The following is a 26841-nucleotide window of genomic DNA, read 5'->3' as shown; positions in this document are numbered from 1 at the left end:
GACGGGCGACTCAGCGAACGGTGTAGTTCGGTGCCTCGACGGTCATCGTGATGTCGTGCGGATGGCTTTCCTTGAGTCCGGCCGAGGTGATCTGGACGAACTGCGCTTCCTGCAGGTCCTCCACGCTCGTCGACCCCGTGTAGCCCATCGCGGCGCGAAGACCACCGGTGAGCTGGTGGATGACCTGCGACAGCGGACCCCGGAACGGCACTCGACCCTCGATACCCTCGGGAACCAGCTTGTCCTCGGCGAGCACGTCGTCCTGGAAGTAACGGTCCTTCGAGAAGGACTTGGCCGCCCCCCGGCCCTGCATCGCACCCAGCGAACCCATGCCGCGGTAGCTCTTGAACTGCTTGCCGCCCACCAGGATCAGCTCCCCCGGAGATTCTGCGGTACCGGCCAGCAACGACCCGAGCATCGCCGTCGACGCCCCGGCCGCCAGCGCCTTCGCGATGTCACCGGAGAACTGCAGTCCACCGTCGGCGATCACCGGGACCCCGGCCGGCTTGCACACGGCGACGGCTTCCATGATGGCGGTGATCTGCGGGGCTCCGACCCCGGCGACCACGCGCGTGGTGCAGATGGATCCGGGCCCGACGCCCACCTTCACGCCGTCGGCACCGGCCTCGACCAGCGCTCGGGCCCCGGATCGGGTCGCGATGTTGCCGCCGATGACCTGGACCCGGTCCCCGACCTCACCCTTGACCTTGCGGACCATCTCGAGCACTTGCGAGTTGTGACCGTGGGCGGTGTCGACGACGAGGACGTCGACGCCGGCGTCGGCGAGGGACATCGCGCGCGACCAGGCGTCGTCACCCACACCGACCGCCGCTCCGACGAGCAGACGGCCGTCCCGGTCCTTGGTGGCCAGGGGGTGCTGCTCGGTCTTCACGAAATCCTTGACGGTGATGAGGCCGGTCAGGGCGCCCTGTCCGTCGACGATCGGCAATTTCTCGATCTTGTGGCGCCGCAGCAGGCCCAGTGCCGCGTCGGCGGTGACGCCCTCACGCGCGGTGACCAGCGGAGCCTTGGTCATGATCTCGGAGACCCGTCGGTTCTGATCGACCTCGAAGCGCATGTCGCGGTTGGTGATGATGCCGACGAGTGCGCCGGTCTCGTCCGTGACCGGAAGGCCCGAGATCCGGAACTTCGCACACATCGCGTCGACCTCGGCGAGAGTGTCCGACGGCTTGCAGGTGACCGGGTTCGTGACCATCCCCGCCTCGGAACGCTTGACCACCTCGACCTGCGCGGCCTGATCCTGCGCCGACAGGTTCCGATGCAGCACACCCATACCCCCGGCGCGCGCCATGGCGATCGCCATCCGCGCCTCGGTGACGGTGTCCATCGCGCTGGACACCAGCGGGACCCGGAGGCGGATGTCGCGGGTCAACTGGCTCGAGGTGTCGACCGTGCTGGGAATCAGATCCGACGCGGCCGGAATCAGGAGAACGTCGTCGAAGGTCAGACCGAGCATCGCGACCTTGTTCGGGTCGTCGCCGCCGGTGCGTACACGGCCGCCGACCTCGTCGCTGTCGTGGACGCCGGAACGGTCTGGGTTACTCATACGAAAGGGGCCCTCCTGAGCTGGTGAAACACCATCGAAACGAACGTTGGTGAGGTGAAGCCGATCCGTTGCGCTCGGACTCGTGAGTGCGTACGGACGCGATCACGGCAGTGTCGCCACGTGCACGAATCCTTCCGGGCGCTCGCGGTACATGGTATCGGCTGCGCAGAACGATCGATGCACGTACCGCTGGCGCAGACCGCCCATCGCTGCGTACCGTGGAGCCGTGCGCGATCAACTGCCTCCAGGTCTGCCGCCGGATCCCTTCGCCGGTGACCCCGCCGACCCCTCGGCCGCTCTCGACGCCATCGAGCCGGGCCAGCCTCTCGACCCGCAGGAACGGCTCGCGGTCGAGGAGGACCTCGCCGATCTCGCGGTCTACGAGGCGCTCCTCGCGCACCGCGGCGTCCGCGGACTCGTGGTGTGCTGCGAGGACTGCCAGCAAGACCACTACCACGACTGGGACATGCTGCGCGCGAATCTCCTGCAGCTCCTCGTCGACGGCACGGTCCGCCCGCACGAGCCCGCCTTCGATCCCATTCCGGACGCGTACGTCACGTGGGACTACTGCCGTGGTTACGCGGACGCATCGATGAACGACGCGCTGCACGCCGACGGTTACGACGCCTGAGCCGTCCCCTTCGAACGGCCTTCCGCCGACCGAACCTGCGATAGAACGAAACTTCGATAGAACCGCACAGACACCACCGACGCCCGCCGAATCATTCGGCGGGCGTCGGTGTGATCTGTTGTGGCGGGTCAGTTGCCGCCGTCCGGCTGTGTCAGTTGGAGCCGTCCGGCAGCGGTAGCGGCACCGACAGAGTGGGGGTCGACGCCGGAACACGCAGAATGGTGAGCGGAGACCCGGTCGTCGTCGGAGCCGGTGTGGTCGGCACCGTCTGCTCGGGCGGGAAGAATGGCGGCAATTGCAGATCGGTCGGCAACTGCAGGGTCGTCGGCAGCGGCCACGACGGGATCACGGGAGGCGCAACCGGAGGTACCTCGGGAAGCGAAGGAATCACGTCACCCGGTACGGACGGCACCGTGGGCACGACGGGAGCCCGGGTCGGCGCCGTCGAGGTGGGCGCCGGGGGTGCGGGCGGGGGCGGAGGAGGCGTCAACCGCGAGAGCTCCGAGCTCAGCCGGGCCCACCAGCTCTCGATCTGTGCACGCTGCTCCTCGTCGCGAATGGCGGGAGCGCGCTCGGCGGCCTGCGCCAGACGCGTCGTCGCCACCTGTGCGTCGCCGCGGGCCAGGGCGGCCTCGACCTCTTCGAGTGCGTTCGTCGTGTCGACTCGAGCCACGGTCGAGTCGGCCTGCTGGGTGAACACGACCTCCTTGACCTTCCAGAGCGGATCGCCCGGCACGGCGCTGTAGGAGAACGCGGTCATGCCGCCGATGACGAACGCCACGGCCGCAGCGGCGCCGGCGACCGGGCGCAGCAGGCGTAACCGGTTACGGGTGCGCCGGCGATGCAGCTCGTCGGCCGCGATGACGGCCTCGACGGCGGCGGCGACCTCGTCCAGATCGGGACGCTCGGGGAGCGGCGCAGCCATCAGTTCACTGCGCCAGTCGGCCAACAGCCCGGCCAGGAGGTATTCGTCGTCGCTGTCCGTCGACACGGGTCCGTCGCCGGCGATCGCGTCGATGAGCGCGTCGTCACGGCGCACGGCCATGATGTCGACCGGATCCATCGCGTCCTCGTGGTCCGCGTCACCCGAGTGATCTCGGCGATCCGCGCGACCGGCGTCGGCGTAGGGGTCGGCGCGGCGTGCGTCGTCACGATCGAAGTCCCTAGCCATATTTGTCACCTGCTCCCGTTACTACTGTCTTCAATTTGGCGATCGCCCGGTGTTGCGCCACACGAACGGCTCCCGCCGTACTACCCACCACCGCGGCAGTTTCCTCGGCCGACAGCCCGGCAACCAACCGGAGAACGAGGATCTCGCGGTGCTTGTCGGAAAGAGTGGACAGCAGTTCCGTCATGCGACGTCCTGCCTCGGAATCGAGGGCCCGTTGCTCGGGCCCTTGGTCCGTGGACATGACATCCGGTACATCGGCCATCGGATCGGATTTGTTACGGGAGGAGCTGCGATGGGCGTCGGCCACCTTGTGGGACGCGATTCCGTAGACGAACGCCATGAAGGGCCGGCCTTGGTCCTCGTAACGCGGGAGCGCCGTCATGACCGCGATGCACACTTCCTGGGCCACGTCGTCGGCACTCGTCTGCCCGCGCTCACCCGCACCGACACGGGCTCTGCAGTAACGAACCACGGCGGGACGAATGGTCTCGAGAACGGTCGAGAGCGCACCCCGGTCACCGCGAGCAGCGGCCGCGACAGCGGAGTCCAACCCCTCACCCGTGACACTCATCGTCAGTGCGTTTCCCCGCTCGCGAACGGCCCACCCCGGCTTCGGGCGCGCTTCCACCGACCGGCGGAACGTGTCAAGGATAGTCGGGTCGGGCGTTCACCCGGTCCAGACCGTCCGGTCCGGCCGGTTCTACGTCCGAAATATCCCGCCTCGTTGCCGAATCGCAACCTCGGCACGCCCCCTTCGGTCGGCGGCATCGGTGACACCGACGGCGTCGGCCACCGCTGCGGCCGCCCAGGCGAGTGGGAGGAACCCGTGATTCTCGCACTCGTCCAGGACGTCCACCGACAGGGTTCGGGCCCGAGCGGCGTGGCCCGACACGAGATGAGCCGCGGCGAGGACCAGATCGGACTTGAGGAGATGACGCGCAGAAGACGTCGCCGCCGCCTGTTCGACCGCGGCGGTGGCGAACAGGACCGCCGCCGAGCCGTCGCCTCCCGCCATCGCGATCTCCGCGGCGACCCAGTTGATACGAATCGCCGACCGATCGAATCCGTCCGCTCCCCCGGACCCCGGTCGCCTCGCCGCTCGGGCGCGCTCGAGCAGGACGGCGGCCCGTTCCAGTCGCATCGGACCGATCGAATCGGCCGCGAGTCCCACCAGGGCGTCCGTGACCGCGTCGACCGATCGCGGTGAGTGGTGCGGACCGAGTCCGATGGTCGTCAGCGCGCGCCCGTCCGCGACCGACGCCGACGCGTGTCGACCCAACTGGCGCAGCAACGACGCCTCCAACGACCACGCGAGCGACCGCACGGCGGTATCGGAACAGTGACGCAACGAGCGTGCTCCGGTGAACGCAGCGGCATATCGACCGGTGGCGCCGTCACCGACGGCGCGATGCCACCGACCGACCGACGTCGGGTTCGGGTCGAGAGAGGCATCGAGGACGTCGGGATCGGCCATGGGGAAACACGGTAGACGTCGGTAGTTTTCCGCAATGTAACAATCGGTTCGAACCGCTCGATTCGACCGTGAAGTTTCGCATTCTTGACGGGTGTGTGACGGCCCGGTTACCGAACACGGCGAATCGACCCGTTTCACCACAACTATGACACCTGAGTTAAATAACTGCAGGTCGAACTATGTATCTCACCACGAATTCGGTCTATTGACTGGTCTTCCGGCACCGCTCTACCGTGAAACCCAGTTCGTGAAGCCCACCGGAAAACCACCCGAGCCAGCACGAACGTGCCGCATGCGGAGAGTCGTAGGAGTACACAATGCCCCAGCCGAATCACCTTCCCGGTCCCAATGCCGACATCTGGGATTGGCAGATGCACGGATCCTGCCGCGGCGTCGATTCCGCCATGTTCTTCCATCCCGACGGTGAACGCGGCCGGGCCCGCGCCCAGCGCGAGCTGAAGGCGAAGGAGATGTGCCGCGCCTGCCCGGTCCTCGCCCAGTGCCGCAGCCATGCCCTCGCAGTGTGCGAGCCGTACGGCATCTGGGGCGGGATGTCGGAGACGGAACGCGAGGCCTTCGCACGACGAAACCGTCGACGCCTGGCGTCGTGAGAGACGAACGAGGGCCCCACCGGACGTACCGGTGGGGCCCTCGTTCGTGGGTGGAGAAGGCTCGGCGCCGAGCAGGGTCAGCGCCGAGTGCGATCAGTGGCTGTGGCCGTGACCGTGTCCCTCGTCCTCCGCCTCTTCGGGCTTGTCGACGATGGTCGATTCCGTCGTGAGAATCATCTTCGCGACGGAAGCCGCGTTGACCACTGCGGATCGGGTGACCTTGACCGGATCGATGACACCCTCGGCGACGAGGTCCCCGTAGGTGAGCGTCGCCGCGTTGAATCCGGTGTTGTCGTCGGCCTCGACCAGCTTTCCGACGACGACGCTGCCCTCGACACCGGCGTTGGTCGCGATCCAGAACATCGGGGCACGCAGCGCGATACGCACGGCCTCGACGCCGATGGCCTCGTCGCCGGTGAGCCCCAGGTTGTCCTTCAGTCCACGGCTGGCGTGGACCAGGGCGGCTCCACCTCCGGACACGATGCCTTCCTCGACGGCCGCCTTGGCCGCGTTGACCGCATCCTCCACGCGAAACTTTCGCTCCTTGAGGTCGGTCTCCGTGGCGGCACCGACGCGAATGACCGCGACGCCGCCGGCCAACTTGGCGAGCCGCTCCTCGAGCTTCTCGCGGTCCCAGTCGGAGTCCGTCGCGTCGATCTCACGGCGCAGCTGTCCGACCCGATCGGAGATGGCCTCCGACGTTCCCGCACCCTCGACGATCGTCGTGTTGTCCTTGGTGACGACCACACGACGTGCACTACCGAGCAGGTCCAGCGTCGCCTCGCGCAACGTCAGGCCGATGTCCGAGTTGATGACCGTGGCTCCGGTGACGACGGCGAGGTCCTCGAGGAACGCCTTGCGACGATCGCCGAAGAACGGTGCCTTGACCGCCACGGCCTTGACCGTCTTGCGGATCGAGTTGACCACGAGGGTCGACAGTGCTTCGCCTTCGATGTCCTCGGCGATGATCAGAACGGGCTTGCCCGCCTCCGCGATCTTCTCGAGCAGCGGCAGGAAGTCGGGCAGCGAGCTGATCTTGTCGCGGAACAACAGGACCTGTGCGTCCTCGAGTACCGCTTCCTGGGTGTCGGTGTCCGTCACGAAGTACGGCGAGAGGTAGCCCTTGTCGAACTGGACGCCCTCGGTGACCACCAACTCGGAGACGAGCGAGCTCGACTCCTCCACGGTGACGACGCCGTCGGTGCCCACGCGGGTCAGCGCTTCGCCGACCATCTCGCCGATGATCTCGTCTCGCGACGACACGGTGGCGACCTGGGCGATGGACTTCTGTCCCTCGACCGGCACCGCTGCGGCCAGCAGGGCCTCCGTCACGTGATCGACGGCCTTGGAGATGCCGGCACCGAGCGCAATGGGGTTCGCACCTGCGGCGACGTTCTTCAGGCCGACCTTGACCAAGGCCTGGGCGAGCACGGTGGCCGTGGTGGTGCCGTCGCCGGCGACGTCGTTGGTCTTGGTGGCGACGCTCTTCACCAGCTGCGCGCCGAGGTTCTCGAAGGGGTCCTCGAGGTCGATCTCACGCGCGATGGACACGCCGTCGTTGGTGACGGTCGGGCCACCGAAGGCCTTGGCCAGCACCACGTGGCGACCGCGTGGGCCGAGGGTGACCTTGACGGCGTCGGCCAGCTGATCGACACCGCGCTCGAGGCTGCGTCGGGCTGTCTCGTTGAATTCGATTTGCTTTGACATGTGGCTTCGCAGAGCTCCTGGTTGGACGGCAGAAACGCACTCCGCCCCGGGTCCTCAGTCGAAGACGCCGGGGCGGAACACGTAGGGCTTACTTGGAGATGACTGCCAGCACGTCGCGTGCGGACAGGATCAAGTACTCCTCGCCGGCGTACTTGATCTCGGTGCCGCCGTACTTGCTGTAAATGACGGTGTCACCTTCTTTGACATCGACGGGAATGCGATTCCCCTTGTCGGTCACGCGGCCTTCGCCGACTGCGACCACGGTGCCCTCTTGGGGCTTCTCCTTGGCCGTGTCGGGGATGACCAGACCGGAGGCGGTCGTCGTCTCGGCCTCTACGGCCTGGACGAGGATCTTGTCCTCGAGCGGCTTGATGTTCACGCCTGCCACGATGAGCCCTCCACTTTCACGAATTGTCGGGCCGAGGCTCGTCCTCGGCACCTGATTGTTCTGTTCCGTACTGGTGTTTCAGGTACCTGGTGCTTATGTACCTGATGTGTACCTGATGGTGCATGTCGTGCCGGTGATGCTGGGACATCCGATCCGCTTCCCGTCGTCGCGGGTGCCGGGAGGCCGACCGGGTATCTCACTGGCACTCTATACGTGCGAGTGCCAGCACTCAACCGCCACGGCTGCGAGAGTTTTCGCCGTGTCCCGACAGCCCACCCGATCGTCCATCCGGCGGCATCCGCAACACGGAATCGACCGTCGAGCCGGGCGACGGCAGAACAGGCCCATGGTTTCCGAGAAATTGTCGCCGCCGAACGCACTGGTAGAGGCAGCATCCACTGCCGTTGCTGTCCGCGACGACGCGAAGGCAGGCGATATTTCGCGCCGCTATAGGTAACATTCGGATAACGCCACGACGTACCGGACAGTCCGAAAGGGGGCACACGATGAGTGAGAGGACCACCGGCGAGCAGAATGCTGCGCCGCCCACGGTCTCCATCGGCGTGTCCGCCGGCTCCGAAGTCGCCTGTTGCGCGGTTCTCACCACGGCGTCGGACGGCACCGAGACCTTCGACTACCGCACGATCACGTCCGACGGAGGTCGTGTCGACACCGGCGAGATGGTCGCCACCTCGCTCGATCTCGCGGCCGAGCACCTCCTCGACCCGAGCGATTCCGCCTCGACGCTGCATCCGCAGCGGCACATCGCGGTCGCCTACCGAGCCGAGGGACGCTCTCGATCCATCCTGACCGCGGCACGCCGTCGAGGGTTGGCGCTCGAATCGGCCGACCTGCTGTCCGAGACCGACGCCGCCCTGTGGTGGTTGCGCCACACCGGTGAGGTCGCCCGCTACTCGACCGTCGCCATCGTCGACATCGGTGCCGCGGGCACCAGCGTGAGTGTGGTCGACCAGGTCGACGGAACCGAGTTCTCCTCCATCCGCACCGATGCCGTCGGCGGTGTCGCGCTGGATCGCAGCCTGCTCGCGTCGCTCAGCCCTCGCCTGCCGGCAGCCAAGGCGAGCGACCGCGTACTGCTCGCAGCACGGCTTCGCACCGCGAAAGAGCAACTCTCCCTGCGGGACCGCGTCACCGTCGACCTCGCGGGCGACGACACCCTGACCGTGACGCGGGCGGAGTTCGACACGGCCGCGGCGAACGCCGCCGCCGCGCTCGGCGCAGCGGTGCGGCACGCCGTCGCCGCTTCCGGCCGCACCCCCGACGCCGTTGCGGTGGTCGGAGGCGGAGCGCACGTGCCCGTTCTGATCGCCGCCGTCCGCCGAGCAGTGCCGGCGACGCTCATCGTGGCCGACGAACCGGACTCCGCCGTCGCCAAGGGAGCAGCTCTCGCCGCCCGAGCGTCGGCGCGGCCGATACCCGGCTCGGTACGCACGTCCGGTGCCGCCGTCGGTGTCGGTGTGCGCACCGTCGGCCTCGTCGCTGCGGCCTGCACGGCCATGGCCGTCGTTCTCGCGTACGGCGTTCAGGCCCTGGTGCCCGAGCGCAGCGGAGACGTCTCCCCCACCTCGAGCGACGTGACGGTGATGGACGTGCCGTCACCGCCGGCGCCGACAGCACCCGAACTCACGGGCGGCTGGGGTGAGGCCGGCGACTGGGCCGCGACACGCGGACCGGCCGAGCCACCCGAGGTGCGGACCTGGTCGACACCGGGCCGTTCCCCCGAAGCCTCGACACCGACCTGGACTCCTCCGGCTCTCCCGGTCGCGCCCTCGACGTCCGACGTGGCGCCCGAACCGGCCGAGCCGACTCCGAGCCTTCGTCCGGCTCCGGACCTCCCGACGATCGTCCTACCGCCGCTGCCGACCGTGCCGCCGTGGTTCCCGGAGTTGCCCGAGGGCCCGCCGGTCGGCGAGACGCCGAACCCGGAGACGACGACCGATCCGGCGACCCCCGGGGAGGGAACCACGCCGCAGCCCTCCGAGCCCGCCCTGCCGTCGTCGGAACCCCTACCGGGGGTGGCCCCGACGCCCACCACGAGCGCCGAGGAGTCGACGGACGGTGGGATCGACGGCGCCGCCTCCCGATCCGCGCCGACCCCCACGGGCTGACCCCCCACCGGCTGATTCCTGCGGGCCGACCCCTGCGGACCGACCGGAAGCCTTCGCCCCGCGAAGGTGTCAGCTCACCTGGCTGACGGAGACCGGCAGTCCGGGATCGGTGGCGGCGGTCAGCGCGGACGGTTCGGCCCCACCGGCCGCGATGTGCGCTCCCAGCGTCGCGATCATGACGCCGTTGTCGGTGCACCGTCGCGGCGTCGGAACGCGCAGCGTGATGCCGGCTTCGGCGCACCGTTCCTCGGCGAGGGATCGGATCCGCGAGTTCGCGGTCGCGCCACCGCCGAGTACCAACGTACGAACGTCGTGATCGCGGGCTGCACGCACGGCCTTCATGGTCAACACATCGGCCACGGCCTCCTGGAAGGACGCGGCCACATCGGCCACCACCATCTCGGTTCCCGCGCGTCGTGCGGACTCGACGTGGCGTGCGACCGCGGTCTTGAGCCCGGAGAACGAGAAGTCGTACCGCGCGTCGCGCGGACCGGTCATCCCGCGCGGAAACGCGATCGCGGTCGGGTCACCCTGCGCGGCAAGAGCATCGAGCACCGGTCCGCCCGGATATCCGAGACCGAGCAGGCGAGCGACCTTGTCGAACGCCTCGCCCGCGGCGTCGTCCACGGTGCTTCCCAACTCGACCAGAGGTTCCGCGAGGTCGGTGACCTGCAGCAGGTGCGTGTGACCGCCCGAGACGAGCAAGGCGATGCATTCCGGCATCGGACCGTGTTCGAGCGTGTCCACCGCGACGTGGCCACCCAGGTGATTGACGGCGTAGAACGGCACGTCCCATGCCGCTGCGTAGGCCTTGGCGGCGGCCACACCCACGAGCAGAGCGCCGGCCAGTCCGGGCCCGATGGTGACGGCGATGGCGTCCGGCCGGGACACCCCGGCCGCCGCGAGGGCACGGCGCATGGTCGGAACCATCGCCTCCAGGTGCGCACGGGACGCGATCTCGGGAACCACGCCACCGAAGCGGGCATGCTCGTCGACGCTCGACGCCACCTCGTCGGCCAGCATCTCGCACGTTCCGGCGCTCGGACCGTTCTCGTGGTAGCGAACGATCCCCACCCCGGTCTCGTCACACGAACTCTCGATCCCCATGACGATCATCGCTCTGCCACCTTCGGCGTCGTGGGAGCGGCGTCTCGACGCATCGTGAACGCGTCCGCGCCGCTCGGTTGGTAATACCTCTTCCGCGTCCCCACCACCTCGAACCCCTCGCGGAGGTAGAGCTCGATCGCCGCCTCGTTGTCCGTGCGTACCTCCAGGAACACCGGGCCACCGTGGGCGTCGGACTCGGCCAGCATCGCGGAGAGCAGCACGGCCCCGATTCCGCGTCGCTGCCGGGCCGGGTCCACCCCGATGGTGTGGACCTCCGACTCGGTGTTCGGCGCGGAGCCCAGCAGCGCGATGCCCGCGTACCCGGCGACGGTGCCGTCGTCGTCGCGCACCACGAAGTAGCGGGAGTGCGGCGCGGTGACCTCGGCGACGAAGGCCGACGCGGGCCACGGTCCGTCGGTGGGGAACAGCAACGTCTCGAGGTCCGCGCACCGTTCGGCGTCGGTGACGCGCATGGGCTCGGCTCGCGGTGTCATCGAACCCGGTCCGCCGTGGCGACGGCGTCGGGTCGGCGCAAGTACTGCGGAATCATCTCCGCCGGCGGGTCTCCGCGTCGCACCGCGTCGGCGGCCACTGACACGAGCGACACCGGGGACGGGCTCTCGATCGGCTCGACCGGTAGGTCGACCATGTCGACGTGGGATGCGGATCCGGCCACCACCTCGCAGTCGCGTACGTCGACGTCCGACGGGGCGCTCACGTGTGGGCCGTCGATGCAGCTGCCGTCCCGGAAGCGGGCCCAGTACACCTCTCGTCGTCGCGCGTCGGTGAGGACGAGCACCGGCCGGTCACCCGGAACCGACGCGGCGATCGCGTCCAGGCTGCCCACCGGGTACACCGGGATGCCGAGAGCGTCACCGAAGGCGGCCGCGGTCACCATGCCGACGCGCAACCCGGTGAAGGGTCCGGGCCCGTTCCCCACCACGACGGCGTCGAGATCGGCGGGCGTGACGTCGCCCTCGGCAAGGCATTCCAGGATGTTGGGGGTCAGCACCTCCGCGTGCAGACGCGGATCGACGGTGACGCGCGTGGCCACCGACTCCGGTGCGGCCTCGGTCAACCGGACGAGTCCGGCGGTGACCGCGGGGGTGGAGGTGTCGATCGCGAGAACAAGCACGGGCATCGAGGCTACTCGCCTTCCGGAATCCACTTCCACGACGCGGTCCGGACGTCCGACTCCGGTTCGCGTCGCAGCCGCACCAGCAAGTGACGCTCGACGAGGCCGTTCACCAGGTCCTCACCCCACTCGACGACCACCACGGAATCGGTGAGTTCGGTGTCGAGGTCGAGCGCGTCGAGCTCGTCGAGGGGCGAGGCGCCGGTGCCCAGGCCCAGGCGGTAGGCATCGACGTGAACCAGTCCCACGGTCGACTGCCCCGGCCGGTGTGTACGCGCGATGACGAACGTCGGCGAGCTCACCCGGCCGATCACCCCGAGGCCGCGGGCGATGCCTTTGGTGAGCGTGGTCTTTCCGGCGCCGAGCGGACCGTCGAGCACGATCACGTCGCCCGCGGACACCTCCGCCGCCAGTCGTTCACCGAGGCGCTCGGTGTCCTCGGCGGTGGACAGCACCATCTCAGCCAACGGTCCTCCTCGCCGGGTCGGCAGGACGCCGCCCCGACCGTGCTCGGGTCACCAGTCTGTCGATCGCGTCGTTCACCGCGTCCGGGAATTCGAGCTGCACCAGGTGTCCACCGTTGCGCACGCGGACCATCTCGCTGTTCGGGAGGTGGTCCGCGAGCTCCACGGACTTCCCGAACGGAATCACCCAGTCGTCGTCACCGCACAGCACCAGGGTCGGCACATCCGCGATCACGGGTAGAGCCTCGAGTTCGTCGTGGATCTCCAGGGCCTCGAGGAAGTTGACCATGGTCACTACCGAGGTGTCGTGAATCATCTTCTCCGCGAACGAGACCAACGCCGGCGAGACCTCGGTACCGAAGGACGCGGCCCGCAGAACCGGCGCGATGATCGATCGCGCGACGCCTCGACCGAGCTGAACGGCGCCGGGCGCGGTACGCACCGCGAGCCGAAACCCGTCCACGACGGGATTGCGGAGGTTGCGGCCCAGTCCGGAGGTCGCGAGACCCGCCGCGGTCGTCGAGAGCAGGGCCAGGCCCGCGACGCGTTCGGCCACCGCGTCGGGGAACTGCCGACAGGCGGACAGGAGCGTCATCCCGCCCATCGAGTGACCGACGACGATCAGCGGCCCCGTGGGCGCGACCGCACGGACGACGGTCGCGAGATCGGCGCCGAGCTGCTCGATGGTGCAGTCCTGCGGTGCGGACTCCCCGGAGCGGCCGTGGCCACGCTGGTCGTAGAACACCATGCGGACCTCGTCACCCCACCGGCGGGCGAGCTCGCGTCGCTGATAGTGCCAGCACTCCATGCGAAGGCAGTAGCCGTGCACGAAGATCACGGTCGTCGGAGCGGTGCGGGGACCGACTTCGCGTACCGCGAGCGGCAGTCCATCGTTCGTGGTCACGATACTTCCGCGATCGCTGTCCATGAGGCCGTAATCCTCGACGCGCCACGTCGTCGACGCCGGTGCGGCGACGCGGCGACGCACCGCCGCCATGCCCGCCACCGCGGCCACGGCGGCCGCGGATGCGAGTCCACCGGTCAGCCCGGCCAGCCGCGCGGGGATCATCCGACCACCCCGACCGTCGTTCGCACGACCCGTCCCCGAATGCCGGTGACCACCTCGTAGGTGATCGTGTCGAGGGCGTCGGCCCATTCCTGGACGTGGGACTCACCGTGATCGCCCGGACCGAAGAACCAGGCGTCGTCGCCCTCGTCCACGTCCGTGTCGGCGCCCAGATCGACCACCACCTGGTCCATGCTGACGCGCCCCACCCCGGGGCGACGCACCCCCCGAATCGCGACGGAGAAGCGGTTCTTCAGGTGGCGAGAGATCCCGTCGGCGTACCCGACGGGGATCAGGGCGACGGTGGTGTCCGTCGCCGCCGTCCACTCGTGCCCGTAGGACACGCTCTCCCCCGCCGCGACTCGCTTCACCAGCGCCACGGTGCCGCGGAGAGTCATCGCCGGGCGGAGCCCGAAGGTGCCCCGCTGCGGAGCGGGCGAGAGTCCGTACAGGGCGATGCCGGGCCGCACGAGATCGTAGGCCAACTCCGGATGCAGCAGCGCCGCAGCGGAATTGGCCAGATGGCGGACCTGCGGCGGGACACCCGCGCGGACCATGGTCGCCGTCGCGGCCTCGAACCGCCGGCGCTGGAGATCGGTGTACGGATCCGCGGGCTCGTCCGCGGACGCGAGGTGAGAGAACAGTCCGTGGACGTGGAGGGTGCCGGCGCGCTGCTGCCGCGCGAGAGCGTCGACGGACGCCTCCCACTCGGCCGGACCGACACCGCCACGATTCATCCCCGTGTCCACCTTCACCGACACGACCGCCGGGGTCCCCGCCCGACGGGCGGCCGCGGCGACCTCGTCGATCTGGCGGGGCGAACACACCGCGATCTCGACGTCGGCCGCGAGAGCCGCCGCGTAGTCCGTGCCGGGAGCGTTCAGCCAGCTCAGCACGGGCGCCGAGATCCCCGCCGCCCGCAGGGCGAGCCCCTCGGACACGGTGGCGACACCCAGCGACGTCGCACCGGCGTCGAGCGCGGTGCGGGCAACGGCAACGGCGCCGTGGTTGTACCCGTCGGCCTTGACGACGGCCATGAGCCCGGCGGAGCCCGCGGCCTCGGCAAGAATGCGGGTGTTGTGCGCGACGGCACCGAGATCGACGACGGCCTCCGCCTGGGGGCGGGTCCGGGGAGGAGCCTCCGTGGCCACATCCATTCCCTCCGGTGCACCGTTCACCGCTGCCATTGTGCCATTCGGGCCGTCGATCGAACCCGACACCCGCGACCGACGCGGACTCACGGGCGGCCCCGAGCGGCCGCGGCCCGCAGGTCGGCGATCGCGGCGGGAACCGCTGCGAGGAGCGGCGAGGCCGAGATCGGTGCGCCGACGACATCGTCGCGAGTGGCCGCGAGCAGGGCCGCGCGCGAGTGAGCTCGCGCCGCGGCGGCCGCCGCCGAACGCGGCTCGAGGCCCGCCGCCAGCAGCGCACCGAGCATCCCGGACAGCACGTCGCCGGACCCCGCCGTGGACGACCACGACGATCCGGCGTCGTCGATGCTCACCCGGCCGTCGGGATCGGCGATCACGGTCGCGCGCCCCTTCAGCAACACCGTCACGTTCCATCGCGCCGCGAGTTCGCGAACCGACCGCACTCGGTCCGAGCCCGGCCCCTCACCGGTGAGCCGAGCGAACTCCCCCGCGTGCGGTGTCAGCACCGTCGGGGCCTCGCGCCCGGTCAGCAGATCCGGTTGCTCGGCGAGGACGGTCAGCGCATCGGCATCGATCAGCACCGGCACCGGCATGGCGAGCGCGGCCCGAAGCCGTTCCACCGCATCGTCGTCCGTGCCGAATCCCGGACCCACCACCCAGGCCTGCACCCGTCCGGTGCCCTCGACGGTGCGCGAGGTGACCACCTCCGGGGCGTGCGCGAGCACGTCGCTGCCTCCGGTCCCGACGTACCGAACCATGCCGGAGGTCGCCGCCACCGCTGCGCCCGTGCAGAGCACCGCGGCACCCGGATAGCGTGCGCTGCCGGCGATCACCCCGACGACACCCTGCGAGTACTTGTCGTCCGCGGGCCCCGGCACGGGCCACCGGGCGCCGACCTCCTCGTCGTCGACGCTGTCGAGGTCGGATCGAACCGACCCGAGACCGATGTCGACGAGGTGGACCTCCCCGCACCACGACCCCGCGAGAACGTGCACCGGCTTCAGCGCTCCGAACGTGACGGTCAGCGCGGCCCGGACGGCCGGTCCGTCGACCGCGCCCGTGTCCGGATCGACACCGGAGGGTAGATCCACCGCCACGATCGGGGCGTCGACGGTGGCCACCAGCGCAGCAGCGGCGGCGCGCAGCGGCCCACGGGCCGAGAGTCCGACGATCCCGTCGAGCACCAGGTCACACGAATCGAGCCTCGAGCGCACCCGACCTCCGGCGGACCGAAACGCCGCGAGCGCGGCGGGGTGCGCGCGGTCGGGGGTCAGCAGAACCGCCGTCACCTCCACGCCGCGTCGGCGCAGAGCGGCCCCGGCGAACAGGGCGTCGCCGCCGTTGTCACCGGATCCGACCATCAGACCGACGCGCCGGCCGACGGTCGCTCCGGTGCGGCGGAGCAACTCCCGTGCGGTCACCACGGCGACGCCGTGTGCGGCGCGCTTCATGACGGCGTACTCGGGCGCGGACGACACGACGGGCGCCTCGGCGGCGCGGACCTCGGCTGCGGTCAGGAAGTAGCGCATCTCGACGACGGTAGCGTGGAGCCATGGTTCGACGCTTCTCCTCCGCGGCACTCGTTGCCCTGTCCGCTCTGGCCCTCACCGCCTGCTCCACCACCGACGAGCCGGCGGCGGTCGCGCCCACCGGGCCGAACGTGGTGACCGTCGCCGACATGGCGTACTCGCCCGCCGCACTGACGATCGAGGCCGGCGAGACCGTCACGTGGTTCTTCGACGACACCGTGCAGCACGACGTGGTGGGTCTCGACGACGCGTCGTCGCTGCTGAACTCGTCCCTGATGACGACGGGCGAGTACAGCCAGACCTTCGACGAGCCCGGCACCTACGAGTACGTGTGCACCATTCACCCCAACATGACGGGGACCGTGACGGTGCTGTAGTCGGAGGGCGACGCCGGGGTCACTCGACCGTGACGGACTTCGCCAGGTTGCGAGGCTTGTCCACGTCGTAACCGCGCGCCTGCGCCACCTCTGCCGCGAACACTTGCAGTGGAACGGTGGAGAGCAGCGGCTGCAACAACGTGGGTGCGGCGGGGATCTCGATGAGGTGGTCGGCGAACGGACGCACCGTCTCGTCTCCCTCCTCCGCGATCACCACGGTCCGGGCGCCGCGTGCCTGGATCTCGCGAATGTTGCTGAGCAGCTTCGAATGCAGGACCGCGCGGCCCTTGGGTGAGGGCATCACGACGATGACGGGGAGGTCGTCCTCGATGAGCGCGATCGGACCGTGCTTGAGTTCACCGGCGGCGAAACCCTCCGCGTGCATGTACGCCAGCTCCTTGAGCTTGAGCGCACCTTCCAGCGCGACCGGGTACCCCACGTGGCGGCCGAGGAAGAGCACCGTCGGTGACGTCGCGAGCTCCCTCGCGAGAGCGCGTACCGGCTCCACCGTCTCGAGCACCTTGGCCACCAGCGCCGGCATCGCCTCGAGGTCCGCGTACTCGCGGGCCACCTCGTCCGGGTACTTGGTCCCTCGGGCCTGCGCGAGCGCCAGACCGACCAGATAATTGGCCGTCACCTGCGCCAGGAACGCCTTGGTCGACGCGACGCCGATCTCCGGTCCCGCGCGGGTGTAGAGGACGGCGTCGGCTTCGCGCGGGATCTGCGAGCCGTTGGTGTTGCAGACGGCCAGTACGCGCGCCTTCTGCTCCTTGGCGTGACGGACGGCTTCGAGGGTGTCCGCGGTCTCCCCGGATTGCGAGATCGCCACCACCAGTGTCGATCGGTCCAGCACCGGGTCTCGATAACGGAACTCGCTGGCCAACTCCACCTCGACGGGGAGCCGGGTCCAGTGTTCGATCGCGTACTTGGCCAGCAGTCCCGAGTGGTAGGCGCTGCCGCAGGCCACCACGAACACCTTGTCGACGTCACGCAGTTCCTGATCCGACAGCCGCTGCTCGTCGAGGACGATGCGACCGTTGGTGAAGTGGCCGAGCAGAGTGTCCGCCACGGCGGCGGGCTGCTCCTGGATCTCCTTGAGCATGAAGTAGTCGTGGCCGCCCTTCTCGGCGGCGGCGAGATCCCAGTCGATCCGGAACGGTCGGCCCTCGGCCTCGGAACCGTCGAAGTTCATGACGCGGTAGCTGTCGGCCGTGATGACCACCACCTGGTCCTGACCCAGTTCGACGGCGTCGCGGGTGTGCTCGATGAAGGCGGCGACGTCCGAACCGAGGAACATCTCACCCTCGCCGACACCGATCACCAGGGGCGTCGATCGCCGGGCCGCAACGATGGTGCCGGGGTGATCGACGTGGGTGAACACCAGGGTGAAGGCACCCTCTAGTCGTCGCAGCACCGACAGGGCGCTGGCTTCGAAATCACCGGCCGTGGGCCCTTCGGCGTAGGCGGCGGACACCAGATGGACCGCGACCTCGGTGTCGGTGTCGGAATGGAACTCCGTTCCCGCGTTCTCGAGCTCCGCGCGCAGCGGTCCGAAGTTCTCGATGATGCCGTTGTGGACCACGGCGACCGTGTCGGCGGCATTGCGGTGCGGGTGGGCGTTCCGGTCGGTCGGACGGCCGTGGGTCGCCCACCGTGTGTGTCCGATCCCGCTGGTACCGACGAAGGTGTCGCGACCCAGATCGTCGAGTTCGGCCTCGAGGTTCGACAGTTTTCCGGCCTTGCGCTCGACGGCCATCGACCCCGCGCCGTCCAGGATCGCGATCCCCGCCGAGTCGTACCCCCGGTATTCCATCCGTCGCAGCGCTTCCACCACGACGGGCAGCGCTGGACGATGACCGACGTACCCGACGATTCCACACATGGGCGACAGCCTACTGGGGTGAGCCTCGCCTTTCCGATACGGTCTAGAGCGTGCCGAAGCCCCAGAAGCTGCTCGCTCAGCTCACCAAAGCAGGTCCCCACAAGGTTCTCCGTGGAGACCTCGCTCTCGCCGGTGTGCCTGGTGTGATCTACACCCCCAGCGAAGGCCTCGGGCTTCCCGCCATCGCGTTCGCCCACGGATGGATGACGGGGGTCGAGCACTACGCGTCGACCCTGCGGCACCTCGCCTCCTGGGGAATCGTGGTGGTCGCACCGAACACGCAGCGTGGCCCGGTCCCGTCCCATACCGCCCTCGCCAGCGACGTGCTCGTCTCTCTCGACGTGGCCACCGGCGTCCGACTGGGAGTGGGCGACATCAGTGTCGATCCTGCGCGTCTCGGGGTGGTGGGGCACGCGATGGGCGGCGGAGTGGCCGTCATCGCGGCGGCCCAGCGGCCCTCCATCGCCGCTGTGAGCGCCCTTTACCCGGCCCCGACGGCACCCCGCGCCTACGACGCCGGTATCGCCGAGTCGGTCACCGCGCCCGCTCTGGTCATCGCCAGCCCTACCGAGTTGACCTCACTCACCGCGGACGGATTGGCCCTGGCCGGCGCGCTCGGCGGATCCACGGTGGTGCGCGCGGTCGACAAGTCCGTGAGCGACGGCATCGTCGAGGGGCGGAAGATCCTCGGTTTCCTCGGCGTCGGCAATGCGCAGCCGAAGACTCGCAAGTACGTCCGCGCGGTGCTGACCGGCTTCCTGCTGCATCGGCTCACCGACGACGACACCTACGCGGAGTTCTCCGACCCCGCCACCGCGCTCAAGGGCAGTCACGTCGTCGACCCGTCCGAGCCCGACGCAGATGCTCCGTCGAACGGCAGCGGGATCCGTCAGATCAGCCAGCTGCTGGGTCGCTGACGACGTTCTGTTTCCTCGACGCCGCTCGCGGCATGCGGCGCCGACTCGTCGAGCTCCTCGTGTACGGCGACGGGTTCGTCCGGGTCGGTGACCGACCGCATGACTCTGCCCGCCGAGAAGCGCCGGTACTCCGGCACCCGCACGTGTCGAGCGGCGTCGGCGGTCCGCGCGATTTCGGCATCGGCGAGGCGCCGACGTATGCGCTGCGTCGCCCGACGGTGGTCGGTCACGATGGCGTCGATGATCTCGGCGACGTTGCGTCCGTTCACAACGGACCGGCCTCGGCCATCTCGGGTGCGGGCTCGAGCGGCTCGGCCGGTTCGGGCGTAAGGGGTTCGGGCGCAGGGGGTTCGGGCTCTGCTGCTGCCGGCGCCTGATCGCCGAGCGGACGCTCCACGTACGCGGTCGACGGTCCCCCGGTCGCGGGCGGCGGAACCGTGGGAACACACTCCGGTGAGGTGGAATCGGCGGTGTCGGCCGTATTCGAACCGATCTCCGGACCGGGCGGATCCACCTGATCGACGGGTGGGCCCTCGGGCGACGGTTCGGCAGGAATTTGTCGGGCAGGAGTCGGTTCGGTGGCAATCGGTTCGGTGGCAATCGGTTCGGTGGGAATCGCTGCCGCGGGAGTCGCTTCGGCGGGAGTCGGTTCGACCGGCCCGTTGTCGTTGCCTCCCGGTGAAACCTCGTGTATCTCCGGCAGCCCGTGGGTTCCGAGACGAATCTCGAAAGTTCTGGAGTGCCCGCCGGCCTCGGTATCGATCTCGACGGTGCCGTCCGACGCCACGTCCATCCGTAATCGCGTGTCGCCGAGAGCGGCCTCGATGTGGCCCGACTGTCCTGATCCGGCACGAACCTCGTCGGCACGGACTTCGTCGGCACGAACGTCGTCGGCGCAGACGTCGGGGCCCTGCGTAGCGGGCGGTGAGGCGGCAGAGTCGTCGAAGGCGGCAGGACCGACACCCACGGGTGATGTCCGGTGTCGCTGGTCGAGCGCAACACGCACGGCCTCGGCGACGACCTCGGCCAGAGCGGACCTACGGGTCGACACAGTCTCTGGCGCGCACGGGGCATCCGACGGCGGAGAGACGGTCGTCGCGGCTGGGTCGGTCGGTAGGGCGGGGTGCAGCGGATAACTGGGGTGCAGCGGCGAATCGGAGTGCAGCGGCAGCGCTGTCGTCGGCCGTACCGTCTGCGAGACAGGAGCGTCCGGGGCCGTTGTGTGCGGGTTGCTCTCCGCTGCCGATTCCAGCACGCCTGCGGGCCGCGTCGTCGCTGCCGCGTCGGTGTCGCATCCGCAGTCGGCCGGGCCCGGGTAGGGGTCCGTCGGGACATCGTCGACCGTGGCGCCCATCGCACGGAAGATTTCGGACACTGCGGAATCGGTTGCTGCGCAAAGCTCATCGAATCGGGTGATCCGCTCGGTGACCGTCGGGACGAACACCGTCTCCAACCACGAGCGGCACTCGGCGGCCACGCGGTCGGAGATCACTCGCACATCGGACGTCGACGGCCTCGCCGCAAGAAGAGCATCGCCCAACCCGGGAAAAACCGTCGCCAGGGTGAGCAGGTCACCCTCGCCCCACTCTCGAAGGTTCGACGTCGCTGCGGACACGATGGCCGCGACCTGTTCGGCGTCGCGTCCACCGACGTCGGACCGTGCGAAATCCGCCGCCGTTTTCACCTTGTCCGTCACCACCGCTCGCAAGGCGGGCGCCCCCGCCTCCACCGCCGTGGCCGCGGCCTCCATCCGCTCGACGTCGCCGCCGCACCGATCGAGTTGCGCATCCATGGTCGCCAACGCAGCGTCGGCTGCCGGCCCGCCCCAGCTCGCCGCGACATCGGTCCGGCAAACCGTCTGCGCATCGAGTTCCTCGCGAAGCCCGTTCGCAGCCTGCCGAAGACGAACCGCATCGTCCTCGAGCGCACGGAGATCCAGTCCACGCTGCTGATCGTGCAGGGCGCACAGCTCGTCGTACGTTCGGCTCGGCGGCGTCCCGGTCCGCTCGAGCAAGGGCAGGAAGGCCGCGAAGAACGTCAGTCCGCGAGCGCCGAAATCCAACAGGTCGTCGACCGAATCGGTGTCGGGTGTGGAGGCATCGGAGCCGAGGCCGGAGGTCACGACGGGCCCTCGCCCGCTGCGGTCAACCCCGAGGCGGACACGACATCCGTTGCGAGGGACTCCTCGACGCTGCGCCGGATCGCGGACACGGTGGCTCGACTCGCGGCCGACCACCCGTCGAGGGCACGCGTCACGCCGTCGATACCGTCTGCCAACGCTGCGGCCTCGGTCCGATAGTTGCGTCCCGCCAGATCCGGGCCGAAAGCTCGGCTCGCGACCGCGGCAGAGGCCGAGTGCACCCGCTCCGACGACGACCGGAGGCCGTCCACCGCTCTCCGTACCGCGTCGGCGTCCAGCGTCGTGCCCCCACCCGCACCGTCCCCACTCACCGCGCCCCCTTCGTCGACGTCGGAAGCATTGGACGCACCCGCCTCGCCGAGCGTTCCGCTCCGACCGCCATCCGTGCGTGTCTGTGATCACCGCTAGCGGTAACGTCCGCAGTAGCGTCCGCACCACACATAGACACCGACACCGTCGGCACCACACAACCCCAGGGAGCATCGTGCGCATCGGTATGCAGCTGAACTATTCGGGTGGTTTCACCGAAACGGTGGAGGAGGTCGGTGCCCTCGAGAAGGCGGGCATGGACATCGCTTTCGTCCCCGAGGCGTACTCGTTCGACGCCGTGAGCCAACTCGGTTTTCTCGCGGCCAAGACCTCCACGATCCAGCTCGCGTCGGGCATCTTTCAGATCTACACGCGCACACCGTCACTGCTCGCGATGACTGCGGCGGGTCTGGACTTCGTCTCCGAGGGCCGATTCGTCATGGGCATCGGCGCCTCCGGCCCGCAGGTCATCGAGGGGTTCCACGGAGTCAAGTACGACGCTCCGCTGGGACGCACGCGGGAGATCGTCGACATCTGCCGCCAGGTCTGGCGCCGCGAGAAGGTCCAGTACGAGGGGAAGTACTACCAGATTCCGCTTCCCGCGGACAAGGGGACCGGACTCGGCAAGCCCCTGAAGCTCATCAATCACCCTGTGCGCGAGAAGATCCCGATCGTCATCGCGTCGCTAGGGCCCAAGAACGTGGCCTTGACCGCGGAGATCGCCGAGGGCTGGGAGCCCATCTTCTTCCACCCGGAGAAGGCGGAATCGGTGTGGGGCGAGTCCTTGGCGGCCGGCAAGGCCAAGCGTGACCCGTCGCTCGGCGACCTCGAGGTGTACGCGAGCCCGGTCGTGGCCATCGGTGACGACGCCGACCAGTTCCTCCCGCACATCAAGCCGCAGCTGGCCCTCTACATCGGAGGCATGGGCGCGAAGGGCAAGAACTTCTACAACGATCTCGCGGTGCGCTACGGCTACGAGGAAGAGGCCGAGAAGATCCAGGACCTGTACCTGGGCGGCAACAAGGAGGACGCCGTCGCCGCCGTGCCGGACGAGCTGGTGCGCGCGATCTCGCTGATCGGTACCGAGAGCTTCGTCAAGGAACGCCTCACCGCGTTCGAGGCGGCAGGCGTCACGGCCCTCAACATCCACCCGATCGCGGGCGACACCGCGGGTCGAGTGGCTCAGGTGGAGAAGCTCAAGTCGCTGATGAGCTGACCGTTCGGGCGGCGCCGACCATGTCCGCGATGTGGTCGGCGAGCCGCCGAGCGGTCTCCTGCTCCCCCGCCTCGACCATGACGCGGACCAGCTGCTCGGTACCGGACGGGCGGAGCAGGACTCGACCGTTGTCGCCGAGTTCCGCCTGAGCCTGCTCGACCGCCTCGATCACGGCGGGAGCAGACGTCGCCAGCTCTTTGTCGTCGACCCGTACGTTCACCAGCACCTGCGGCAACGTCCGCATGACGGAGGCGAGATCGCGCAGCGTGGAGCCGGTCTCCGCCATTCGAACCATCAATCTGAGTCCGGTGAGGACTCCATCGCCCGTCGGCCCGAACGACGGGAGCACGATGTGCCCGGATTGCTCCCCGCCCAGACCGAACCGGTGAGCACGCAGTTCCTCGAGCACGTACCGATCCCCGACTGCCGTGGTGCGTACCGTGATTCCGGCCGCGCGCATCGCGATGTGCAGGCCGAGGTTGCTCATCACGGTGGCAACGAGCGTGTCGTCCGCCAGTTCGCCGGCGTCTTTCATGGCGACGGCCAGCACGGTCATGATGGCGTCACCGTCCACGATCGAGCCGGTGTGATCGACGGCCAGACAGCGGTCGGCGTCACCGTCGTGCGCAAGACCCAGATCGGCGCCGTGCTCGAGAACCGCGGCCTGAAGAACGTCGAGGTGGGTCGATCCGCAGGCGTGGTTGATGTTGAGACCGTCGGGCTCGGCGTTGATGGCGATGACGGTCGCTCCCGCAGCCCGGTAGGCGTCGGGCCCGGGAACGGACGCCGCGCCGTGTGCGCAGTCGACGACCACCGTGATGCCGTCGAGCCGCGTCGTGACAGCGGTCGCGAGATGGGCTTCGTAGCGGGAGAGTGCATCCGCGGCGACACGAACTCGGCCGATTCCGGCCCCCACGGGTCCCGTGGCGGGAGCATCGAGCAGGGCTTCGATGCGGTCTTCCTGGTCGTCGCCCAACTTGTGCCCACCGGCGGCGAAGAATTTGATGCCGTTGTCGGGCATCTCGTTGTGCGAAGCCGAGATCATCACCCCGAGATCGGCGCCGTACGCACCGGTGAGGTGGGCGATGGCGGGCGTCGGAAGCACACCCGCCACCAGCACGTCCATGCCGGCGGACGACAGGCCGGCCACGACCGCGGCTTCGAGCATCTCGCCGCTGGCGCGCGGATCCCGGCCGACCACGGCGAACGGGCGGTCGGCGTCGGACCGCAACACCGACGCGGCTGCGCGCGACAGTCGCAGTGCGAGATCCGCCGTGACGTCGCGGTTGGCGAGGCCTCGAACTCCGTCGGTACCGAACAGACGTGCCATGAATTCCTCTTTCGAACGCGGTCGAGACGCGCCGGGGCGGCGTGGCCACCCGGCAGAACGAAAACAGGCGTTCGCGGCGGCCTGTGAGGACCAGCCGGAACGCCTGCTTCCGATGAACTTCAGGTCAACGCTTCGAGTACTGCGATGCCTTACGTGCCTTCTTCAGACCGTACTTCTTGCGCTCCACGGCACGCGGGTCACGCGTGAGGAAGCCGGCCTTCTTGAGGGCGGGACGATCGTCCGGGGTCGCCTCGATGAGCGCGCGGGCGATGGCCAGGCGCAACGCACCGGCCTGTCCCGACGGGCCACCACCGTGCAGCAGGCCGACGATGTCGAAGCTGTCGGCGCGCTCGACGGTCACGAACGGCGACTTGATGAGCTGCTGGTGCACCTTGTTGGGGAAGTAGTCCTCGAGGGTGCGGCCGTTGAGCTTGAAGTCTCCGGTGCCGGGGGTGAGCCGCACGCGAACGACGGCTTCCTTACGACGTCCGACCGTGGTGATCGGGCGGTCGATGTAGACGGCGGGACGCGCGGCGGCTTCGATCTCCGACGCCACCTCGGGGTCTTCGACGGACACGAACTCGTCCGAGGCGATCTCCACGGACTCACCGATGGACTGAGTCTCTTCACCGGTCTCGGTCACGACGTTGTCTTCGGGTGAAGTCACTGGGACACCTGCTTGATCTCGTACGGCACGGGCTGCTGAGCCGCGTGGGGGTGATCGGGGCCTGCGTAGACCTTGAGCTTGCCGGCGATGGCGTTGCCCAGCTTGGTCTTGGGGATCATGCCCTTGATGGCCTTCTCCACGACGCGGTCGGGGTTCTTGTCGAGAACCTCACCGATGCTGCGCGCGCGGAGACCACCGGGGAAGCCGGAGTGGTGGTAGTGGAACTTGTCGGTCCGCTTGTTGCCACTGATCGCCACCTTCTCGGCGTTGATGACGACAACGAAGTCCCCACCGTCGAGGTTGGGGGAATACGTGGGCTTGTGCTTGCCGCGGAGCAGCGTTGCTGCCTGCACGGCGAGGCGGCCGAGAACGACGTCGGTGGCGTCGATCACGTGCCAGGTCCGGGTGACATCCCCGGCTTTTTGGCTGTACGTGGACACAGAACTTCCTTGTCTCATCGCTGATTTTGCTGGCCAGGCGAACCGTGAAGCCCCTCGGCGGCCAGTGGGGACCCGAGGGACTCGTCTATCGGTCGTGCATGACGACTCGATGTACCGAACGCCAACGGGATACGTTACCGCCCCCGGCAACCGCAGGTCAAAAGCGGTGCTCGGTCATCGCCTCGCCGACGTGCAGGTGATGCACCGACGGGCAGTCGGCAGGGCCTCGAGCCGGGGCTCGCCGATGGCTCGGCCGCACCGCTCGCACCGGCCGTACGTTCCGTCCTCGATCCGTTGCTCCGCGGCGTCGAGCTCGTCCAGTTCGTCGCGAGCGTCCCGCGACATGGACGCCACGGCCGCGCGCTCGAAGGCGATGGTCGACCCCTCGGGATCGTGCTCGTCGTCGTCGGTGGTCCACCGGGAGCCCTCCACGATGGCGTCGTGCTGGGCACCGAGCGAGGCGATGCGACGGAGAGTCGCGGTTCGCGCGTCGACGAGGGCCGCGCGAGCCGTGTGCAGTTCGGCCGGCGTGAGCGGGGTCCACATGCCTGCGCCGGACGCTGCAGTCCGGGACGGTGTCGATGGACGATCGGTCACGGTGCCTCACCCCTTCTCCTCGCACCATCCTCCCCTCCGAGCAACAGGAACGCACGGACACCCGACGGGCTCTCCTCCCGTCGGGTGTCCGTGCGTTCGCGCCGTCCTGCGGCGACCACTCATGGGATCAGGCGAACATCCCCCGGTTGGCGGCCTCCCGCGCCTGCATGTCGGCGTTTCCCTGGCCCACCGCGTTGCCGACCGACTCCAACACCTGATTCAGCTCGAGCGCTGCGGTGTCCCATTGCCGCTGCTTGTCCTGGTAGGACTCCGACGCCGCACCCTCCCAGTCGGCGACGAGCGGAGCGATGATCTGCTTCAGCTCGTCGAGCTTGCCGTTGAGCGTTGCTTGCTTGGCGTCGATCTGAGCGGTCATCTGATCGATCGCTCCGAATACGTACCTCATGCGAAACACCTTTCTGGTGATGTGGATTCGTCGAAGACGAGATGAGCAATGCCTCGAAAGTCTCTGTGCGATAGTCGATCCTGATCGACCGCACGCGGGCCGAACTACAGGGACAGCGCGCCGCCCGCCGCACCGACCGCGCGGGTGTTGTCGTCGTCCGCCGCGCCGTACGCCGTGCCGCTCGACTTGATCGAGTCACCGATGGAACCGAGGGCGACCTGCAGCTTGTTCGCGCTGGTGTCCCAACGGTTCATCACGTTCTGGAACGCCACGGCGGCCGCTCCCTCCCAGCTGCCACCGACCGCGTGAACGTCACCGCGCAGCTGATCCAGCAGTCCCTTGATCTCCATGGTCAAACCGTCGACCTTGCTCGCGGTGACCTGCATGGTCTCGACGGTCGTCTTCATCTGTGACATGTGATTCGATACCC

The 26841-nt window shown here is 68.8% G+C and carries 29 protein-coding genes; 6 read left to right on the top strand and 23 right to left on the bottom strand.

The features are described 5' to 3' along the window. Positions 1–10: 10 nt before the first annotated feature. Positions 11–1567 carry an IMP dehydrogenase gene (gene guaB, locus ACY466_RS08870; RefSeq protein WP_463251740.1) on the bottom strand — a complete coding sequence of 519 codons (1557 nt, stop codon included), beginning with the start codon at positions 1565–1567 and terminating at the stop codon, positions 11–13. A 226-nt stretch (positions 1568–1793) separates the two neighbouring features. Between guaB and ACY466_RS08865 the strand changes: the two genes are divergently transcribed. Further along, positions 1794–2198, top strand: coding sequence for a DUF5319 domain-containing protein (locus tag ACY466_RS08865; protein WP_463251738.1), 405 nt, complete (start codon positions 1794–1796; stop codon positions 2196–2198). Between the two features lie 151 nt (positions 2199–2349). On the opposite strand, the gene ACY466_RS08860 is transcribed toward ACY466_RS08865, so the two are convergent. The 3 genes from ACY466_RS08860 to ACY466_RS08850 all read right to left on the bottom strand — a co-directional run bounded on the left by ACY466_RS08860 (position 2350) and on the right by ACY466_RS08850 (position 4843). Then, positions 2350–3369, bottom strand: coding sequence for an anti-sigma-D factor RsdA (locus ACY466_RS08860; protein WP_463251736.1), 1020 nt, complete (start codon positions 3367–3369; stop codon positions 2350–2352). After that, a complete protein-coding gene (locus ACY466_RS08855) occupies positions 3362–3940 on the bottom strand; it encodes a sigma-70 family RNA polymerase sigma factor (protein WP_463251734.1) in 579 nt (192 codons plus the stop codon). Before ACY466_RS08855 ends, ACY466_RS08860 begins: the two co-directional genes overlap by 8 nt. Positions 3941–4069: 129 nt before the next feature. After that, entirely contained in the window at positions 4070–4843 is a 774-nt protein-coding gene (locus ACY466_RS08850) for a hypothetical protein (protein WP_463251732.1), read from the bottom strand. A 317-nt stretch (positions 4844–5160) separates the two neighbouring features. On the opposite strand from ACY466_RS08850, the gene ACY466_RS08845 reads away from it, so the two are divergent. Beyond that, positions 5161–5454, top strand: coding sequence for a WhiB family transcriptional regulator (locus ACY466_RS08845; RefSeq protein WP_463251730.1), 294 nt, complete (start codon positions 5161–5163; stop codon positions 5452–5454). Positions 5455–5547: 93 nt separating this feature from the next. On the opposite strand, the gene groL is transcribed toward ACY466_RS08845, so the two are convergent. Both groL and groES read right to left on the bottom strand, forming a co-directional pair. Next, on the bottom strand, positions 5548–7161 hold the full coding sequence (gene groL / locus ACY466_RS08840; RefSeq protein ID WP_463251728.1) for a chaperonin GroEL: 1614 nt from the start codon (positions 7159–7161) through the stop codon (positions 5548–5550). 88 nt (positions 7162–7249) lie between these two features. Continuing rightward, positions 7250–7549 carry a co-chaperone GroES gene (gene groES, locus ACY466_RS08835; RefSeq protein WP_027503792.1) on the bottom strand — a complete coding sequence of 100 codons (300 nt, stop codon included), beginning with the start codon at positions 7547–7549 and terminating at the stop codon, positions 7250–7252. A gap of 506 nt (positions 7550–8055) precedes the next feature. Here groES and ACY466_RS08830 point away from each other — a divergent pair. Then, complete coding sequence (locus tag ACY466_RS08830) at positions 8056–9678, top strand: Hsp70 family protein (RefSeq protein WP_463251726.1); 1623 nt, start codon at positions 8056–8058, stop codon at positions 9676–9678. Between the two features lie 69 nt (positions 9679–9747). Here ACY466_RS08830 and tsaD read toward each other — a convergent pair whose 3' ends face one another. The 7 genes from tsaD to ACY466_RS08795 form a co-directional block, all read right to left on the bottom strand. Further along, positions 9748–10794 (bottom strand): tRNA (adenosine(37)-N6)-threonylcarbamoyltransferase complex transferase subunit TsaD, encoded by a 1047-nt coding sequence (tsaD, locus tag ACY466_RS08825; protein WP_463251724.1) that lies wholly within the window; start codon positions 10792–10794, stop codon positions 9748–9750. Next, positions 10791–11279 (bottom strand): ribosomal protein S18-alanine N-acetyltransferase, encoded by a 489-nt coding sequence (gene rimI, locus ACY466_RS08820; protein WP_463251722.1) that lies wholly within the window; start codon positions 11277–11279, stop codon positions 10791–10793. Before rimI ends, tsaD begins: the two co-directional genes overlap by 4 nt. Next, positions 11276–11920: a tRNA (adenosine(37)-N6)-threonylcarbamoyltransferase complex dimerization subunit type 1 TsaB gene (gene tsaB, locus ACY466_RS08815; RefSeq protein ID WP_463251720.1), complete on the bottom strand. Its 645-nt coding sequence runs from the start codon at positions 11918–11920 to the stop codon at positions 11276–11278. Before tsaB ends, rimI begins: the two co-directional genes overlap by 4 nt. A gap of 11 nt (positions 11921–11931) precedes the next feature. Further along, the gene (gene tsaE, locus ACY466_RS08810) at positions 11932–12378 is read right to left on the bottom strand and encodes a tRNA (adenosine(37)-N6)-threonylcarbamoyltransferase complex ATPase subunit type 1 TsaE (protein ID WP_463252192.1); all 447 of its coding nucleotides are present in this window, start codon (positions 12376–12378) and stop codon (positions 11932–11934) included. 1 nt (position 12379) lies between these two features. Beyond that, positions 12380–13453 carry an alpha/beta fold hydrolase gene (locus ACY466_RS08805; protein ID WP_463251718.1) on the bottom strand — a complete coding sequence of 358 codons (1074 nt, stop codon included), beginning with the start codon at positions 13451–13453 and terminating at the stop codon, positions 12380–12382. Then, positions 13450–14607: an alanine racemase gene (alr, locus tag ACY466_RS08800; protein WP_463252191.1), complete on the bottom strand. Its 1158-nt coding sequence runs from the start codon at positions 14605–14607 to the stop codon at positions 13450–13452. Before alr ends, ACY466_RS08805 begins: the two co-directional genes overlap by 4 nt. Positions 14608–14687: 80 nt before the next feature. Beyond that, positions 14688–16130: an NAD(P)H-hydrate dehydratase gene (locus tag ACY466_RS08795; protein WP_463251716.1), complete on the bottom strand. Its 1443-nt coding sequence runs from the start codon at positions 16128–16130 to the stop codon at positions 14688–14690. Between the two features lie 23 nt (positions 16131–16153). Here ACY466_RS08795 and ACY466_RS08790 point away from each other — a divergent pair, with 23 nt between their 5' ends. Next, on the top strand, positions 16154–16507 hold the full coding sequence (locus ACY466_RS08790; protein WP_463251714.1) for a cupredoxin domain-containing protein: 354 nt from the start codon (positions 16154–16156) through the stop codon (positions 16505–16507). A gap of 19 nt (positions 16508–16526) precedes the next feature. On the opposite strand, the gene glmS is transcribed toward ACY466_RS08790, so the two are convergent. Next, the gene (glmS, locus tag ACY466_RS08785) at positions 16527–18389 is read right to left on the bottom strand and encodes a glutamine--fructose-6-phosphate transaminase (isomerizing) (RefSeq protein ID WP_463251712.1); all 1863 of its coding nucleotides are present in this window, start codon (positions 18387–18389) and stop codon (positions 16527–16529) included. A gap of 50 nt (positions 18390–18439) precedes the next feature. On the opposite strand from glmS, the gene ACY466_RS08780 reads away from it, so the two are divergent. Then, positions 18440–19306, top strand: coding sequence for a dienelactone hydrolase family protein (locus ACY466_RS08780; protein ID WP_463251710.1), 867 nt, complete (start codon positions 18440–18442; stop codon positions 19304–19306). On the opposite strand, the gene ACY466_RS08775 is transcribed toward ACY466_RS08780, so the two are convergent. The 3 genes from ACY466_RS08775 to ACY466_RS08765 are packed head-to-tail and all read right to left on the bottom strand — an operon-like array spanning position 19279 to position 21757. Then, a complete protein-coding gene (locus ACY466_RS08775) occupies positions 19279–19575 on the bottom strand; it encodes a hypothetical protein (protein ID WP_463251708.1) in 297 nt (98 codons plus the stop codon). The two genes, ACY466_RS08780 and ACY466_RS08775, sit on opposite strands and share 28 nt — an antisense overlap. Then, positions 19572–21428, bottom strand: coding sequence for a hypothetical protein (locus ACY466_RS08770; RefSeq protein WP_463251706.1), 1857 nt, complete (start codon positions 21426–21428; stop codon positions 19572–19574). Before ACY466_RS08770 ends, ACY466_RS08775 begins: the two co-directional genes overlap by 4 nt. Then, the gene (locus ACY466_RS08765) at positions 21425–21757 is read right to left on the bottom strand and encodes a hypothetical protein (RefSeq protein ID WP_463251704.1); all 333 of its coding nucleotides are present in this window, start codon (positions 21755–21757) and stop codon (positions 21425–21427) included. The genes ACY466_RS08770 and ACY466_RS08765 overlap by 4 nt, the downstream gene beginning before the upstream one ends. Positions 21758–21930: 173 nt before the next feature. Between ACY466_RS08765 and ACY466_RS08760 the strand changes: the two genes are divergently transcribed. Next, complete coding sequence (locus ACY466_RS08760) at positions 21931–22971, top strand: LLM class F420-dependent oxidoreductase (protein WP_463251702.1); 1041 nt, start codon at positions 21931–21933, stop codon at positions 22969–22971. Here ACY466_RS08760 and glmM read toward each other — a convergent pair. The 6 genes from glmM to ACY466_RS08730 form a co-directional block, all read right to left on the bottom strand. Then, on the bottom strand, positions 22952–24301 hold the full coding sequence (glmM, locus tag ACY466_RS08755; protein WP_463251700.1) for a phosphoglucosamine mutase: 1350 nt from the start codon (positions 24299–24301) through the stop codon (positions 22952–22954). The two genes, ACY466_RS08760 and glmM, sit on opposite strands and share 20 nt — an antisense overlap. A gap of 124 nt (positions 24302–24425) precedes the next feature. Beyond that, positions 24426–24914: a 30S ribosomal protein S9 gene (gene rpsI / locus ACY466_RS08750; RefSeq protein ID WP_463252190.1), complete on the bottom strand. Its 489-nt coding sequence runs from the start codon at positions 24912–24914 to the stop codon at positions 24426–24428. Between the two features lie 50 nt (positions 24915–24964). Further along, on the bottom strand, positions 24965–25408 hold the full coding sequence (rplM, locus tag ACY466_RS08745) for a 50S ribosomal protein L13 (RefSeq protein WP_463251698.1): 444 nt from the start codon (positions 25406–25408) through the stop codon (positions 24965–24967). A 174-nt stretch (positions 25409–25582) separates the two neighbouring features. Continuing rightward, a complete protein-coding gene (locus ACY466_RS08740; RefSeq protein WP_463252189.1) occupies positions 25583–25954 on the bottom strand; it encodes a TraR/DksA family transcriptional regulator in 372 nt (123 codons plus the stop codon). Positions 25955–26132: 178 nt separating this feature from the next. Then, positions 26133–26411 (bottom strand): WXG100 family type VII secretion target, encoded by a 279-nt coding sequence (locus ACY466_RS08735; protein WP_463251696.1) that lies wholly within the window; start codon positions 26409–26411, stop codon positions 26133–26135. A 104-nt stretch (positions 26412–26515) separates the two neighbouring features. Then, positions 26516–26818, bottom strand: a complete 303-nt coding sequence (locus ACY466_RS08730; RefSeq protein WP_463251694.1) for a WXG100 family type VII secretion target — start codon at positions 26816–26818, stop codon at positions 26516–26518. Between the last annotated feature and the right edge of the window lie 23 nt (positions 26819–26841).

This window comes from Rhodococcus sp. K11/5 (assembly GCF_055193735.1).
This window is presented reverse-complemented; position numbering and strand designations above follow the sequence as displayed.

Excerpts from the sequence above, each read along its gene's own strand:
- guaB (WP_463251740.1), bottom strand. The coding sequence starts at position 1,567 with ATGAGTAACCCAGACCGTTCCGGCGTCCACGACAGCGACGAGGTCGGC.
- ACY466_RS08860 (WP_463251736.1), bottom strand. The coding sequence starts at position 3,369 with ATGGCTAGGGACTTCGATCGTGACGACGCACGCCGCGCCGACCCCTAC.
- ACY466_RS08855 (WP_463251734.1), bottom strand. The coding sequence starts at position 3,940 with ATGAGTGTCACGGGTGAGGGGTTGGACTCCGCTGTCGCGGCCGCTGCT.
- ACY466_RS08850 (WP_463251732.1), bottom strand. The coding sequence starts at position 4,843 with ATGGCCGATCCCGACGTCCTCGATGCCTCTCTCGACCCGAACCCGACG.
- ACY466_RS08845 (WP_463251730.1), top strand. The coding sequence starts at position 5,161 with ATGCCCCAGCCGAATCACCTTCCCGGTCCCAATGCCGACATCTGGGAT.
- groL (WP_463251728.1), bottom strand. The coding sequence starts at position 7,161 with ATGTCAAAGCAAATCGAATTCAACGAGACAGCCCGACGCAGCCTCGAG.
- ACY466_RS08830 (WP_463251726.1), top strand. The coding sequence starts at position 8,056 with ATGAGTGAGAGGACCACCGGCGAGCAGAATGCTGCGCCGCCCACGGTC.
- tsaD (WP_463251724.1), bottom strand. The coding sequence starts at position 10,794 with ATGATCGTCATGGGGATCGAGAGTTCGTGTGACGAGACCGGGGTGGGG.
- rimI (WP_463251722.1), bottom strand. The coding sequence starts at position 11,279 with ATGACACCGCGAGCCGAGCCCATGCGCGTCACCGACGCCGAACGGTGC.
- tsaE (WP_463252192.1), bottom strand. The coding sequence starts at position 12,378 with ATGGTGCTGTCCACCGCCGAGGACACCGAGCGCCTCGGTGAACGACTG.
- ACY466_RS08805 (WP_463251718.1), bottom strand. The coding sequence starts at position 13,453 with ATGATCCCCGCGCGGCTGGCCGGGCTGACCGGTGGACTCGCATCCGCG.
- alr (WP_463252191.1), bottom strand. The coding sequence starts at position 14,607 with ATGGATGTGGCCACGGAGGCTCCTCCCCGGACCCGCCCCCAGGCGGAG.
- ACY466_RS08795 (WP_463251716.1), bottom strand. The coding sequence starts at position 16,130 with ATGCGCTACTTCCTGACCGCAGCCGAGGTCCGCGCCGCCGAGGCGCCC.
- ACY466_RS08790 (WP_463251714.1), top strand. The coding sequence starts at position 16,154 with ATGGTTCGACGCTTCTCCTCCGCGGCACTCGTTGCCCTGTCCGCTCTG.
- glmS (WP_463251712.1), bottom strand. The coding sequence starts at position 18,389 with ATGTGTGGAATCGTCGGGTACGTCGGTCATCGTCCAGCGCTGCCCGTC.
- glmM (WP_463251700.1), bottom strand. The coding sequence starts at position 24,301 with ATGGCACGTCTGTTCGGTACCGACGGAGTTCGAGGCCTCGCCAACCGC.
- ACY466_RS08740 (WP_463252189.1), bottom strand. The coding sequence starts at position 25,954 with ATGTGGACCCCGCTCACGCCGGCCGAACTGCACACGGCTCGCGCGGCC.
- ACY466_RS08735 (WP_463251696.1), bottom strand. The coding sequence starts at position 26,411 with ATGAGGTACGTATTCGGAGCGATCGATCAGATGACCGCTCAGATCGAC.
- ACY466_RS08730 (WP_463251694.1), bottom strand. The coding sequence starts at position 26,818 with ATGAAGACGACCGTCGAGACCATGCAGGTCACCGCGAGCAAGGTCGAC.